We start from the raw sequence: 13,643 nt of genomic DNA on the forward strand, positions 1-13,643 counted from the left end.
TCACGCGGTGATGGTGAAGCAGGCGCCGGGGCTGTTCACGACGTCGAGGCGCGCGTTGATCTGGTCGAGCATGGCGCGGATCAGCTTCATGCCGAGGCCGGACCCCTGGGCGCTGCCCTTCGGCTCGGCCCAATCGTCGGGGAGGCCCTTCCCGTCGTCGCAGACCTTGAGCTGGACGCCGCCGGCATCCGCCGCCGAGACCGTGACCTCGACCCGGCCGCCGCCGGTGGCGGTGGTGGCGTACTTGAAGGCGTTGGTCACGAGTTCCGTGGCGATGAGGGACAGCGCCACCGCCTTGCGGTAGGGCACCATCATCCCGCGCTCGACGGTGAGATCCACCGAATGGCCCTCGCCCGCGAGACCCGCGAGGTCCTTGCACAGGCTCTCGATGGTCTGGCCGAGATCGACCTCGTCCACCCGGTCCGCCTGATACAGGCTGTCGTGCACCCGGGCGACGCTCATCACCCGCGCCGAGGTCTCGGCGAAGGCCTGCCGGGCGAGGGGGTCCGCGATCTGGCGCCGCTGCATCTGCAGGAAGGCCGAGACGATCTGGAGGGAATTCTTCACCCGGTGGTCTATCTCTCGGGTGAGCAGATCCTTCTGCGCGAGCAGACGCTCCTTCTCCGCGAGGAGGCCGGTCAACTCGTCGATCTTGCGGCGCTGTCGCAGGACCACGCCCTCCACCGCCTCCGCGAGGGAGAGGGACAGGTTCACCTGCCACTCCGCCCAGGGCGCGGCGAAGCCGGTACGCTCCTCCACCCACCGCTCGAAGGAGCGGCGGGGCAGTACCGCCACCGAGCCGGAGCCCGCGAGCACGGGCTTGCGCGGGTCGCCGCCCCAGGTCACCGTGCTCGGCATCTCGGGCCGGAACCATAGCAGCAGCGTCTCGCGGCTCTCGTCCACGAAGGCCGCGAGCAGGCCGCTGGCGACCTCCTTGAAGACCGCCGCGTCGGGATAGGCCGAGGCGAGGTTGCTGGTGGCGTAGCTCGTCTCACCGGAGGGCAGGGTTTCGCGCAGCCACGTCGCGAGGGCGCGCACCGCCTTCGCCCCCGGCGACTGGCCGATGAGGGTGGCGCGGTCGTTGGAAACGATGCCCGCCCCGGTGGCGTCGAAGAGTTGCAGGAGGTTCGTGCCGCCCGCGGTCAGCGCCGCGACGAAATCGTCGGAGCGGGTCAGGCTGCGGACGAGGCGCCCCTCGACATCGAGATGGGCCTGGCGCTCGACCCAGAGCCGCCGCGACTCGATCTCCTGCACGCGCATGGCGAAGGCGTCGGTGAGCACGGTGGCCGCCGCGCGGGTCTCCGGCGGCACGTAGTGCGGGCGGCGGTGGTGGCCGATCATCAGGCCCCAGAGCTTGTCGTCGACCATGATCGAGATCGACATGGAGCCGTTGACGCCGAGGTTGCGCTGGTACTCCAGATGGATCGGCGACAGGGTGCGGTGCTGGGCGAAGGTGAGGTCGATGGGCGTGTTGCCGCCCCCCGGCGCCCCGGCGAGCGGCACGGGCACGCTGTCGCGGTCGATCACGAAGCGGCTCTTGGCCTTGGTGTAGAGGGCGCGGGCCTGGGAGGGGATGTCCGAGGCGGGAAAGCGCAGGCCGAGCAGGCTGCGCGACCAATCGGGGACCTTGTCCTCCGCCACCGCCTCGCCGTTCCAATCGGCATCGAACCGGTAGACCAGCACGGCCTCGAATCCGGTGAGCGCGCGGATCTCTAGGGCGGCGACCCGTGCCGTGTCCGTAAGTGTCCCCGCCGCGCGCAGCCGCGCCACGGCGAGTTCGGTGTCCATCTGGCTTGCGGAGCGGAAATCCTCCGCCCGGTCCGGCTCCCGCTCGAACTCGATGAGGATCCGCCCGGCATGGGCATGGGCGACGGCGAGGTAGGCCGCCTCCGGCGCGCCGGGGAAGGTCAGCCGGGTGCGGGCGGAACCTCCGTCGTCGAGGGCGCCGATGGCGAGTCGCGCCCGGAGGAGATCCACGAAGGCGGCCGGCAGAAGCTCCGTGAGGGAGCGGCCGAGGAGCGGCGGCTCGGCGGTCCGGTAGATCTCCCCGATGTTGTGGGAGAAGGCGTTGACGAGGAACGACGCCGCATCCGCCACGAGGAGCAGGGCGTTCGGCTGGATCGAGCCCGGAATGTGGATCGGCTCGCGCTCGCACAGGCTCGGATCGACCGGCTCGGCCCGCACGCGCTGCCCGATCGCCGAGACCACGGCCTCGCGGGAGGTGTCGAAGCCGACGCTCTCCAGCGCGTCGATCTGGAGCCAGGTGACCGGGGCGCCGTCGAACCGCCCGTGGCGCATCCGCACCTCCGCCCGCAGGGGGTGGGGCAGACGGCCGAAGACGTATTCGAACCGCTCGTCGAGCTGGCCCCGGCGCGCGCCCGCGAGGAAGCGGCCCCGGAAGGTGGGCACGTTCGCCCCCGGCATCACGTCGCGGAAGTAGTCGCGGCCGATCACTGCCTCGCGGGACAGCTTGAGGAGCTCGCTCGCCCCTTCGCTGAACGCGACGACGCTTCCCGCCTCGTCGAGGCCGATCACCCCAACATCGAGGCGGCCGAGCTCGTCGGGGGCGAGGGAATCAAGGTCGTTGCCCCCGATGCGGGGCTCCTCACGGGGCTCGCTCGGCGGCATCAGTTACGAGACCGGGTCATCAGGGACGTATGCCGGTGCCGGATGCGAAGTGCAATGCTGGCAGGCTGGACCTGGCGCGCCGCCCGTTCACGAAACTTCTAGAGGCGCGACTCATCCGTAATCTTTTGTACGATTTCTGACAATACAGAGGATAAACCCTCTTCGATAGTGGGGTGATAGTAGGGGCGGTCGAGCAAGGCAGCGGCGGTCAGGCCGTCTCGCAGCGCCCCAGAGACGATGTGCGCCAGGTGCTCGACCGCCGGGCCGAGCATCTCAGCCCCGAGCAGGCGGCCATTTGGCGCAGCCCAGAGGCGAATCCCGCCCCGGTTCACCCCCTCCGCGCGGGCGCGGCCCTGGTTGCCGAAATCCGCCCCCGCGACGATTCGGTCCCCGGCCCCGGTCTCGAAGGGGGCGCCGATGGCGGCGGCCTGCGGATGGGTGAACACCATCGCCAGCGCGGGCCACGGCTCGGGCGCCTCCGTGCTTCGCCCGGCGGCGAGTGCGGCGGCGTTGCGCCCGGCGATCCCGCCCTGCCGGCTGGCCTCGTGGAGCACCGGCCGCCAGCCATCCGCATCGCCCGCGATGAGGATCGGCCCGCCCCGGCAGACGAGGCTGCGCGAATCGAACTCCGGCATCCCGTCCCCGTCCAGCGCCACGCCGGTCGTCTCCAGACCGAGGCCGCCGACGTTGGGCGGGCGGCCCGCCGCCGAGAGGACACGCTCCACCTCCAGGCTGCTTCCGGCGCCGTCCTTCCCCGTGAAGGACAGGCGAACCCCCTCCCCCTCCCGGCGGGTGGCCTCGACGCGGGTGTCCTGCAGGAGGGCGAACTCCCCGCCAAAGATGGCGACCGCCCGTTCCAGAAGGTCCGGCTCCGTCAGGCCGGCGATGGTCCGGCCCGAATCGATGGCCGTGACCTTGACCCCGAGACGGGCCATCGCCTGCGCGATCTCGATGCCCACGGCACCGAGGCCGAGGACGGCGAGGGAGCGGGGCAAGTCCGGGATCTCGAACAGCGTGTCGGTGGTGAGAAGCCGGTCACCGAGGCCGCGCAGCGGTTCCGGGACGGCGGGACTGGAGCCCGTGGCGACGACCGCCGCGCGGAAGCGGAGCCGCACCGCGTCGCCGATGGCGAGGGAGTGGGAATCGAGGAAGCGCGCCGTGCCGGAGAGCCTGTCTCCCTCGGGAAACCGGTCGACGCCTTCCAGCACCTTGCCGACGAAGCGGTCACGCTCGGCCCGGACCCGCTCGAGGACCGCCGGGCCATCGACGGAGACGGAGCCGATCCGGATGCCGAAGAGGTCGGCCTCGCGGGCGCGGTGGGCCGCCTCGGCGGCGGCGATGAGCAACTTGGAGGGCATGCAGCCGACCCGGGCGCAGGTCGTCCCCCCCGGGCCGCGCTCGATCAGCACGGCGCGGGCGCCCTCCTCGGTGGCAGCCCGATAGGCGGCGAGGCCGGCGGTTCCGGCGCCGATCACCGCCACGTCGCACGTCTCGTCCCGCATCCCGCCCCCGGCCGCTGCCCGCGCGGGCCAACAGGAGGGCGCGGCCTTCGTTCCGGGTGCGCCGACGCGCCTCAGGCCCGGCCCGGCGCCGTGCCCCCGAGGTGGAAGACCCGGTGCGGCACCAGTTCGCCCCGCTCCACGTCGCCCACCGCGACGAGAATCCCGGCGCAGGTGGCGAAGGCCTTGCCGGAGACCGGGGCGTCGCGCCCACGCAAAATCACCGGCTGGCCGCGCATCAGCCGCAACCCCATGTCGCGGGAGACGGCGACGCCGGGAATGGCGTCGAGGGCAGTCTCCACCGGGCGGAGGTAGGCCAGGGCCGCCTCGGGCCCGTCGTCGGTGAGGGTCGCCACGGCGCATGCCTCGGCCTCGGTGAAGGGGCCGACGCGGGTGCGGCGCAGGGCGGCCACGTGGCCGAAGCACCCGAGCATCCGGCCGAGGTCGCGGGCCAGCGCCCGGACGTAGGTGCCCTTGCCGCACTCGGCCTCGATCACGGTCTGACCGTTCTCGTGGGCGACCACTTCCAGGCGGTCGATCTGGACGGGTCGGGCGACGAGTTCGACGGTCTCCCCGTCCCGGGCGAGGTCGTAGGCGCGCTCGCCCTGGATCTTGATGGCCGAGTAGCGCGGAGGCACTTGCTCGATGGCGCCGATGAAGGCCGGCAGCGCCGCCTCGACGGCGGCCCGCTCGGGCCGGTCCTCGCTGGTGGCGACCGGGCGGCCCTCGGCGTCGTCGGTATCGGTCTCGACGCCCCAGGACACGGTGAAGCGGTAGGCCTTGCGGCCATCCATCACGAAGGGAACGGTCTTGGTCGCCTCGCCCAGGGCGATGGGCAGGATGCCCGAGGCCAGGGGATCGAGGGTGCCGGCGTGCCCCGCCTTCTTGGCGTTGAAGGCCCGCTTCACCACCGCCACGGCGTGGGTCGAGGTCATGCCGACATGCTTATCGAGGATCACCCAGCCCGACACGTCCTTGCGCTTCGGGCGATCGGGGCGCGGCCCGCGCTGCTGCGGCCGGCGGTCATCCTGGCGGCGGGCCTCGCCGGGCATGACGGCGGGCGGCTGCGCCGGAACGTGATCGTCGGTGGAAACCGTCATGTCCTCAAGGCCTTGAAGCGTCGAAAGTGCAGGTGTCGAAAGGACGTGTCCTTTCGCGGGTGCAGGGCGGAGCCCTGCGTTTCCGAGGGGCCTCGCCCCTGGACCCCACCGAAGGAGCAAGTCCTTCGGCATCCCGGATTCAATGATCCGCGTCGGGATCCGTTTCGTCGAGGTCGCGGCGGACGCGCTCGTCACGCAGCAGACGGTCGATCCGGGCGGCCTCGTCGAAGGTCTCGTCCCGGCGGAAGCGCAGCTCCGGCGCGTATTTCAGGTTCACCCGCCGGGCCACCTCCTGGCGCAGCACCTTCCGGTTCCGCTCCAGGGCGGCGATGACCGGCGCCTCGTCCTGACCGCCGAGCGGCATGACGTAGGCGGTGGCGAGCTTCAGGTCCGGCGACATCCGCACCTCGGGCACTGTCACGACATGCGTGCCGAGCACCGGATCTTGGATATCGCCCCGCTGCAGCACCTCGGCGATTGCGTGGCGGATCAACTCCGCGACGCGCTGCTGGCGCTGGGAAGGGCCGGTCGTTGTGGGTTTCTGGGCCATGTCCGCAAGCTGAGGCCCCGCTGCCTAAGGGGGCCTGCCTCCAAGAAAAGAAAAAGACGGCCGCGGCCTCTCGCCGCGACCGCCCTGTCCGGACGGACGTCCGGGCTGTCAAAGCGTGCGGCGGATCTCCTCGACCCGGTAGCACTCGATCTCGTCGCCCGCGCGCATGTTCTCGAAGTTCTCGAAGGCCATGCCGCATTCCTGGCCGTTCGAGACCTCCTTCGCGTCGTCCTTGAGACGCTTGAGGGTCTTGAGCTTGCCCTCGTGGATGACGACGCTGTCGCGCACGAGGCGGACATGGGCGCCGCGCTCCACGATGCCGTCCGTGACGCGGCAACCGGCGACCTTGCCGACCTTCGACACCTCGAAGACCTGAAGGATGGTGGCCTCGCCCAGGCGCTCCTCGCGAAGCGTCGGCGGGAGCATCCCCGACAGCGTGGCTTTGATGTCGTCCACGAGGTCGTAGATGATGTTGTAGTAGCGGATATCGACACCGGCCCGCTCGGCGGCCTCGCGGGCCTCCTTGTGGGCGCGGACGTTGAAGCCGATCACCACCGCCTTCGACGCCTGGGCCAGGGTGATGTCCGACTCGGTGATGCCGCCGACGCCCGAGAGCAGGATGCGGGCCGCCACCTCGTCGTTGCCGAGCTTCTCCAGGGCGCCGACGATGGCCTCCACCGAGCCCTGCACGTCGCCCTTGATGAGGACGGGCAGTTCCTTGCGGGTCGAGCCTTCCTTGGCCTCGCGCATCATGTCGACGAGCGAGCGGTTGGCGCCGCCGGTGCGGGCCGCGATGCGCTCGCGCTTGATGCGGGCGCGGTACTCGGTGACCTCGCGGGCGCGGGCCTCGGTCGGCACCACGATCACGCGGTCGCCGGCGTCCGGCGTGCCGTTGAAGCCCAGCACCTCCACCGGGACCGACGGGCCGGCGTACTGCACGTTCTCGCCAAGGTCGTCGATGAGGGCGCGGACCTTGCCCCACTCGGCACCGGCCACGACGATGTCGCCGGTGAAGAGGGTGCCGCGCTGCACGAGGACGGTGGCCACGGGGCCGCGGCCGCGATCCAGCTGCGCCTCGATCACGGTGCCCTCGCCGTCACGCTTCTCGTTGGCGCGGAGGTTCATGATCTCGGCCTGGAGCTGCAGACCCTCCAGCAGGTCGGGAAGACCGTCGCCGGTCTTGGCGGAGACCTCGAACTCGAGGGTCTCGCCGCCCATCGACTCCACCTGGATGTCGTGCTGCAGCAGCTCGGTGCGCACCCGCTGCGGGTTCGCATCCGCCTTGTCCATCTTGTTGATGGCGATGATCATCGGGACGTTCGCCGCCTTGGCGTGCTGAATCGCCTCGATAGTCTGGGGCATGACGCCGTCATCGGCCGCCACCACGATCACGACGATGTCCGTCACCTTGGCGCCGCGGGCGCGCATGGAGGTGAAGGCCGCGTGGCCGGGGGTGTCGATGAAGGTGATGAGGTCGCCGGAGGGCGACGCCACCTGGTAGGCGCCGATGTGCTGCGTGATGCCGCCGGCCTCGTCGTCGGCGACGTTGGCCTTGCGGATCGCGTCGAGCAGCGAGGTCTTGCCGTGATCGACGTGGCCCATGATCGTGACGACCGGCGGGCGGGGATCGAGATCCTCCTCCAGATCCGGCTCGTCCGAGGACAGGCCCTCTTCGACGTCCGATTCGGCGACGCGGCGGACCGTGTGGCCCATCTCCTCGGCGATCAGCTGCGCCGAGTCCGAATCGATCACGTCGGTGATCTTGTGGATCTGGCCCTGCTTCATGAGCAACCGGATCACGTCCACGGCCCGCTCCGACATGCGGTTGGCGAGTTCCTGGATGGTGATCGTCTCGGGGATCGTCACCTCGCGGGACAGCTTTTCCTTCTGCTCCACTTGGCCACGGCCGCTCATCCGCTGCTGGCGGCGGCGGAAGGAAGCGACGGAGCGCGTGCGCTCATCCTCGCCAGAGGTGGCGTTGGCGATCGTCAGACGGCCGCGGTTGCGGTCGCCGCCCGGACCCTTGGGGGTCTTGGGCGGGGTGATGATCTTGAGCGGCATGCCGGGACGGCGGATGACCCGCTTCGTCTCCGACTCGTCCTCGTTAACCTGGGCGCCGCGACCGGCGGCCGGACGGGCCGCAGCACCTCCGGCCGGACGGGCGGCGGTGGCCGGCGTCGCCGACTTCTCGGGCTCCGGCGCGGGGGCCGGGCGGGCCATGAAGTTCAGGTCGCGCGGCTTGCGGTTGTCCGCGGTCAGGATCTTGCGCGGCTCGGACGAGGCCGGGCGCGGGGTCGGCGGCGTGGCCGCAGGCCGGGCGGCGGACGCCGTCGGACGCGCGCCGGGCGCCGGGCGGGCCGGAGCTCCCGGGCGGGCCGGTGCGGCGGCCGGACGCGACGCCGCGGCGGTCGGCGCAGGAGCGGCCGGAGAGGCGGAGACCGGCGCGGCGGGAGCCTGCGGAGCGGCCGGGGCCCGCACGGCGGCGGGAGCCTGCGGGGCGGCAGATGGCGGAGCGGCCGGCGCTTCCGCAGGGGAGGCCGCGGCAGCGGGCAGCGCAGCGGCATCCGTGGCCGCCGCGGCACTCGCGGCGGACTTCGCAGCCTCCTCGGCGGCGGCCTTGCGGGCGGCCTCCTCGGCGGCCTTGGCCTCGGCGGCGGCGCGGGCGGCCTCCTGCTCGGCCTTGCGGCGAGCCTCGGCTTCCTCGGCCCTGCGACGGGCCTCGGCCTCGGCGGCTGCCTTCGCGGCGGCAGCCTCCTGTTCGGCCTTCTGGCGAGCCTCGGCCTCCCGGCGCTGGGCATCGGCCAGGGCGGCGGCGCGGGCGGCGCTCTCCTGATCGCTCAGGGTCCGCAGGACCATGCCTCCGGCGGCCGGCTTCTGAGGCGGACGCTGTGCGGTGTTGGCGGACGCGGCCGCCGGACGGGTGGTCGCCGCCGGGCGCTGGGCCGGCGCGGCATCACGCGCCGGGGCCGCCGCAGGGCCTCCGACACGGCGCTTCACCGTCTCGACCATGACCTGCTTCGTGCGGCCATGGGAGAAGCTCTGACGCACCACACCCTGCTCGATCGGACGCTTCAAAGACAGTGGCTTGCGGTTTCCCCGCTCCGCCGTCTTGTCGCCCGGGTTGTTCGTGTCGCTCATCCAGTCAAAACCCTGGGGGTTTCCAATTGTCCCGTGGACCGCGGCCCGGCGACGCCGATCCCGCAATCAAACTCGTGCCGTCATCGTGGGGCTCGTTCGATCCCGCCGTCGCAGGCTGGATCGGGCTCCTCGGTCGCCACGGCGGCGCCCTCGAAAGAGCGGAGCCGACGCCACCGCAACAGGCAGCCGGCAGCTCCGGCTCCTGCGACGAGCGCAGCGTGTATCACATGATCCCGACCCAAAGCCATGTCCAATTCGTCTTCGGACAAGTCATCGATGACCGGGATCCCCGATATGGCGCCTGCGTGCCGCCGCATCAAGGCGGCGGCGATCTTCCGGCGCCCGTCGGGGCTCGCCTCGCGGGCATGAATCACCGCCGCGACGCCCGGATCGGCGCCGATGGCCGATTCGACCTTGCCGAAGCCGGCGACGACGGCTCCGGCCTTGTTGGCCATCGCGATCGCCTGCCGGAGTTCGGCCCGCAGGGCCTCACCGATTCGGTCCGGCAGGTCGGCGGGGGCCGGTGACGGCCCCTTGAAGGCCCGCGAGAACACATTCTTGCGAATGGCGGTCTCGACCGCCTCCCGCCGGGCGCTAACCCAGGCGCCTCGACCGGGCAGCTTGCCCCGCAGGTCCGGCACAACCGCCCCGTCCGGCCCGCGCACGAACCGGATCATCGCCTCGGGCGCCTGGGCGGCCCGGGTGACGATGCAGGTCCGCTCGCGCGCCCGCCGTCCCGGCCCGGCATGGTCGGGACCCGAATCAAGGGTGTCGTCGGCGTTGACGGCGTCGGTCATCCCTCCGCCCTCCCCCGATCCGTCGTCACGAACGACGTGACGCGACCCAGGGCAGCGGGACATCCCCGACCGTGGCCGATCCCTGGATTGCTTCGCTTCGCTCGCAAAGACGGCGTCTCCCTCGGTTCGAGCCTGTCGTTCGGTCAGGCCTGATGCTCGGCCGGCTCGCCCTCGGCGGCCTCGCCTTCACCCTCGCCCTCGCCCTCGGCGCCTTCCTCCTCCGGCTCGGCGGGCGCCTCGATCCAGCCCGCATGGACGCGGGCGGCCATGATGAGGGCCTCCGCCTCGGCGCGGGACATCTCGAACCCGTCGAGGAAACCGGCATGGCGGACCGCCTCGGGGCCGCGCCCCTCGGTGTAGCCCACGAGGTCGTCCGTGGCGCAGCCGGCGAGATCCTCCACCGACTTCACGTCGTTCTCGCCGAGCGCCACCATCATGGGGGTGGTGATGCCGTCGAGTTCGCGCAGGTCATCCGAGACGCCGAGTTCCCGGCGGCGGTCGTCGTGCTCCTGCTCGATCCGGGCGAGGTGGTCCTGGGCGCGGGCCTGGATCTCGGCGCCGGTCTCCTCGTCGAGACCCTGGATGTTGGACAGCTCGGAGGTTTCGACGAAGGCGATCTCCTCCACCGAGCGGAAGCCCTCCGCCGCCAGGAGCTGGCCGACGGTCTCGTCCACGTCGAGGGCTTCCATGAAGATCTGGGTGCGCTCGGCGAACTCCTTCTGGCGGCGCTCCGATTCTTCGGCCTCGGTCAGGATGTCGATGTCCCAGCCGGTGAGCTGGGAGGCGAGGCGCACGTTCTGGCCCCGGCGGCCGATGGCCAGCGAGAGCTGATCGTCCGGCACCACCACCTCGATGCGGTCGGCCTCCTCGTCGAGGACCACCTTCACCACTTCGGCGGGCTGGAGGGCGTTGACGATGAAGGTCGCCTGGTCCTCGGACCAGGGGATGATGTCGATCTTCTCGCCCTGCAGCTCGGCCACCACCGCCTGGACGCGGGAGCCGCGCATGCCGACGCAGGCGCCGACGGGATCGATGGAGCCGTCGCGGGAGATCACGGCGATCTTGGCGCGGGAGCCCGGATCGCGCGCCACGGCCTTCACCTCGACGATGCCGTCGTAGATCTCCGGCACTTCCTGGCCGAACAGCTTGGCCATGAACTGGGGATGCGAGCGCGACAGGAAGATCTGCGGCCCGCGCACTTCCGAGCGCACGTCGAACAGGTAGGAGCGGATCCGGTCGCCGGGGCGGAAGGTCTCGCGCGGGATCATCTCGTCGCGGCGGACGATGCCCTCGCCCCGGCCGAGATCGACGATGACGTTGCCGTACTCGACCCGCTTGACGATGCCGTTCAGCACCTCGCCGATGCGGTCCTTGTACTCGTCGAACATCCGGGCACGCTCGGCGTCGCGGACCTTCTGGACGATGACCTGCTTGGCCGACTGGGCGGCGACGCGGCCGAAATCGAAGGGCGGCAGGGTGTCGGAGATCACGTCGCCGACCAGCGCGCCGGGGTTGAAGCGCCGGGCTTGGTCGAGGGTGATCTCGCGGGCGTCGTTCTCCACCTGCTCCACCACGAGGAGGTGGCGGGAGAGGCGCAGCGCGCCGCTCTTCGCATCGATCTCGGCGTGAACGTCCGTCTCGGCGCCGTAGCGCGAGCGGGCGGCTTTGGCGATCGCCTCCTCCATCGCCTCGATGACGATCTGGCGGTCGATCACCTTCTCGCGGGCGACCGCGTCGGCGATCTGGAGGAGTTCGAGCCTGTTGGCGCTGACGACGGCCATCGGTTCAGGTCCTTCTTCTCGGTGCGTTGAGCGCGGCACCCGTACGGGCACCGGGGGAATGGGAAAGGGAGGTCAGAGCGGTTCGTCGTGACCCTTGAGCCGGTTCGCCTTGGTGACGACCGGCTGCTTCGGCCCGCTCCGGGCGGGCGTCTTGGTGGCGGGCTTCGCACCGCTCGGCTTGGCCCCGGAGGATTTGGCCCCGGAGGATTTGGCACCGGAGGATTTGGCACCGGCGGATTTGGCACCGGCGGATTTGGCGCCGCCCGTATTCCTGGCGGGCGCCTTCTGTGCCGACGCCTTGCCCGCCGATTTCGGCTTCGGTGCGGCGGGCGGCGGCGCCTCGTCCGCCTCCTCATCCTCTCCGTCGGGCGGGCCGCCCCGGCGCAGGGATTCGCGGACCAGCTCGTCGGTCAGGACGAGGTGCGCCTCGGCGAGGTCGCGGAGCGGCAGGAGGATGCGGCTCGGCAGCCCTTCCTTCACGTCCGGCAGGTCGATCGGCACCGTCTTCCCGTCCGCGTCCGGCGCGCCGAGGATGCCCCGGAACCGCTTGCGCCCGTCGAGGGGCACCGCCAGCTCCACCTTGGCGTCGTGGCCTGCCCAGCGGGCGAAGTCCGAGACCCGCACCAGCGGCCGGTCGATCCCCGGGGAGGACATTTCGAGGTTGTAGGCACCGCCCACCGGATCGTCGAGATCGAGGATCGGGGAGAGGGCGCGGCTCGCGGCCTCGCAATCGTCGATGGTGCAGGTCCCGTCCGGCCGCTCCAGCATGATCTGCACGGTGCAGCCGTTCTGCGCCGAAACCTTCACCCGCACCAGCCGGAAGCCCAGGCCCTGGAGAGGCCCTTCGACGACCCGCGCCACCTGCGCGCCGACGCCGGTCTCGCCGGTGAGGCGTGGTTCGGTGAGGTCCGAGGGCTGTTCCGCCAGTGTGTCCGCCATGGGAGGTTCGCGCTTGGGCTCGCTTGCAGCAGGCGAGGTCGCGGCCAAAAAAAAGAGCGGGCCCGGGGGCCCACTCCGAACCGCAGCCTCGCGACTGCCATCAGAAATGTTGAGGATCATGTACGGGCAAACCCCGCGTGCCGCAAGGGGCGAGGGCTGGCGGCGGCCGGCGGCGGCAGGGCGACCCGGCGGACCTTCCCCTCGCGCGTCCTTCTGGCTACTGCCTTCCACCGTTCCCCCGCGAGGAAGACCCGTGCTCCCCTGGATCCAGATCGATACCGGCCCCGTTCCCGGCTGCGAGGCGCCCCTGCGCCTGATGCAGCGGGGCCAGGAGTTCTCGATCTTCGCCGGGCCGAATGAGCTGATGAACAGCTTCCGGGGCGGCTCGGAGGAGGCGCTCGCCGTCCTCGCCTGCGAGCGGCTGGCCGGGGCGAAGGCGCCCCGGGTGCTCATCGGCGGGCTCGGCATGGGCTTTACCCTCCGCGCCGCGCTCGCGAGCCTCGGCCCCGACGCGCAGGTGGTGGTGGCCGAGCTCGTCCCCGCCGTGATCGCCTGGGCGAAGGGGCCGCTGGCAGGGGTGTTCAAGGGATGCCTGGAGGATCCCCGCGTCGCCCTGCACGAGGCGGACGTGAACCGCCTGATCCAGACCGCGCCGGACCACTGGGACGCGATCCTGCTGGACGTGGACAACGGCCCCGAGGGCCTGACCCGGCGGGAGAACGACCGGCTGTACGATTCCTGGGGTGTGAAGCGCGCCCGCTGGGCGCTGAAGCCCCACGGCGTGCTCGGCGTGTGGTCGGGCGGGCCGGACCGCAAGTTCAAGGCCCGCCTCCAGAACGGCGGATTGCGCGTCGACGAGGTCCGCCCGCGCTCGGGCGGACGCCGCGGCGCCCGGCACGTGGTCTGGCTCGCCTCCAGGGCGTGAGCCGCCGGGGCCGATTGGCCCCACGAATCACGCAACCGGTGGAGGTAGACGCCGCGCGGCTCGGACGGGACGGCGGCATTGACCGGGCCGTGGCAGACCCGGGCCGGCCTTCGGCGAGAGCGTTAACGCTCCCCTCCGCGCCGGCCTGCCGCCTTCCCGTTCACCGTGTGACAATGGATGGAAAGGCGTCATCCGGTACGTCGCGCGGTGAATTGTGGGACGCATCGGTTAACGGAAAAAAGGACAGCTGAGAAAACCCCTTAGACCCGGCGCATCGATTAACTGC

The 13,643-nt window shown here is 71.4% G+C and carries 9 protein-coding genes; 1 reads left to right on the forward strand and 8 read right to left on the reverse strand.

What is annotated here, in order from left to right; translation table 11 throughout:
* The 8 genes from MFF06_RS01095 to rimP form a co-directional block, all read right to left on the reverse strand.
* Positions 1 to 2,628, reverse strand: coding sequence for a histidine kinase dimerization/phosphoacceptor domain -containing protein (locus tag MFF06_RS01095; protein ID WP_238201148.1), 2,628 nt, complete (start codon positions 2,626 to 2,628; stop codon positions 1 to 3).
* Between the two features lie 98 nt (positions 2,629 to 2,726).
* The gene (locus MFF06_RS01100) at positions 2,727 to 4,130 is read right to left on the reverse strand and encodes a dihydrolipoyl dehydrogenase (RefSeq protein ID WP_238201149.1); all 1,404 of its coding nucleotides are present in this window, start codon (positions 4,128 to 4,130) and stop codon (positions 2,727 to 2,729) included.
* Between the two features lie 71 nt (positions 4,131 to 4,201).
* Positions 4,202 to 5,179 (reverse strand): tRNA pseudouridine(55) synthase TruB, encoded by a 978-nt coding sequence (truB, locus tag MFF06_RS01105; RefSeq protein WP_238201283.1) that lies wholly within the window; start codon positions 5,177 to 5,179, stop codon positions 4,202 to 4,204.
* 187 nt (positions 5,180 to 5,366) lie between these two features.
* On the reverse strand, positions 5,367 to 5,777 hold the full coding sequence (gene rbfA, locus MFF06_RS01110) for a 30S ribosome-binding factor RbfA (protein WP_238201150.1): 411 nt from the start codon (positions 5,775 to 5,777) through the stop codon (positions 5,367 to 5,369).
* 108 nt (positions 5,778 to 5,885) lie between these two features.
* Positions 5,886 to 8,915: a translation initiation factor IF-2 gene (infB, locus tag MFF06_RS01115; RefSeq protein ID WP_238201151.1), complete on the reverse strand. Its 3,030-nt coding sequence runs from the start codon at positions 8,913 to 8,915 to the stop codon at positions 5,886 to 5,888.
* Between the two features lie 80 nt (positions 8,916 to 8,995).
* On the reverse strand, positions 8,996 to 9,712 hold the full coding sequence (locus MFF06_RS01120; RefSeq protein WP_238201152.1) for an RNA-binding protein: 717 nt from the start codon (positions 9,710 to 9,712) through the stop codon (positions 8,996 to 8,998).
* Between the two features lie 143 nt (positions 9,713 to 9,855).
* Positions 9,856 to 11,493 carry a transcription termination factor NusA gene (gene nusA, locus MFF06_RS01125; protein ID WP_238201153.1) on the reverse strand — a complete coding sequence of 546 codons (1,638 nt, stop codon included), beginning with the start codon at positions 11,491 to 11,493 and terminating at the stop codon, positions 9,856 to 9,858.
* Positions 11,494 to 11,565: 72 nt separating this feature from the next.
* Positions 11,566 to 12,432, reverse strand: coding sequence for a ribosome maturation factor RimP (gene rimP, locus MFF06_RS01130; protein WP_238201154.1), 867 nt, complete (start codon positions 12,430 to 12,432; stop codon positions 11,566 to 11,568).
* Positions 12,433 to 12,748: 316 nt separating this feature from the next.
* Here rimP and MFF06_RS01135 point away from each other — a divergent pair, with 316 nt between their 5' ends.
* Positions 12,749 to 13,357: a spermidine synthase gene (locus MFF06_RS01135; RefSeq protein ID WP_370876555.1), complete on the forward strand. Its 609-nt coding sequence runs from the start codon at positions 12,749 to 12,751 to the stop codon at positions 13,355 to 13,357.
* The last annotated feature ends 286 nt before the right edge of the window (positions 13,358 to 13,643 follow it).

Source organism: Methylobacterium aerolatum (assembly GCF_022179085.1).
Lineage (GTDB): Bacteria > Pseudomonadota > Alphaproteobacteria > Rhizobiales > Beijerinckiaceae > Methylobacterium > Methylobacterium aerolatum.

Excerpts from the sequence above, each read along its gene's own strand:
- MFF06_RS01135 (WP_370876555.1), top strand. The coding sequence starts at position 12,749 with ATGCAGCGGGGCCAGGAGTTCTCGATCTTCGCCGGGCCGAATGAGCTG.
- MFF06_RS01120 (WP_238201152.1), bottom strand. The coding sequence starts at position 9,712 with ATGACCGACGCCGTCAACGCCGACGACACCCTTGATTCGGGTCCCGAC.
- rbfA (WP_238201150.1), bottom strand. The coding sequence starts at position 5,777 with ATGGCCCAGAAACCCACAACGACCGGCCCTTCCCAGCGCCAGCAGCGC.
- truB (WP_238201283.1), bottom strand. The coding sequence starts at position 5,179 with ATGCCCGGCGAGGCCCGCCGCCAGGATGACCGCCGGCCGCAGCAGCGC.
- MFF06_RS01100 (WP_238201149.1), bottom strand. The coding sequence starts at position 4,130 with ATGCGGGACGAGACGTGCGACGTGGCGGTGATCGGCGCCGGAACCGCC.
- nusA (WP_238201153.1), bottom strand. The coding sequence starts at position 11,493 with ATGGCCGTCGTCAGCGCCAACAGGCTCGAACTCCTCCAGATCGCCGAC.
- rimP (WP_238201154.1), bottom strand. The coding sequence starts at position 12,432 with ATGGCGGACACACTGGCGGAACAGCCCTCGGACCTCACCGAACCACGC.
- MFF06_RS01095 (WP_238201148.1), bottom strand. The coding sequence starts at position 2,628 with ATGCCGCCGAGCGAGCCCCGTGAGGAGCCCCGCATCGGGGGCAACGAC.
- infB (WP_238201151.1), bottom strand. The coding sequence starts at position 8,915 with ATGAGCGACACGAACAACCCGGGCGACAAGACGGCGGAGCGGGGAAAC.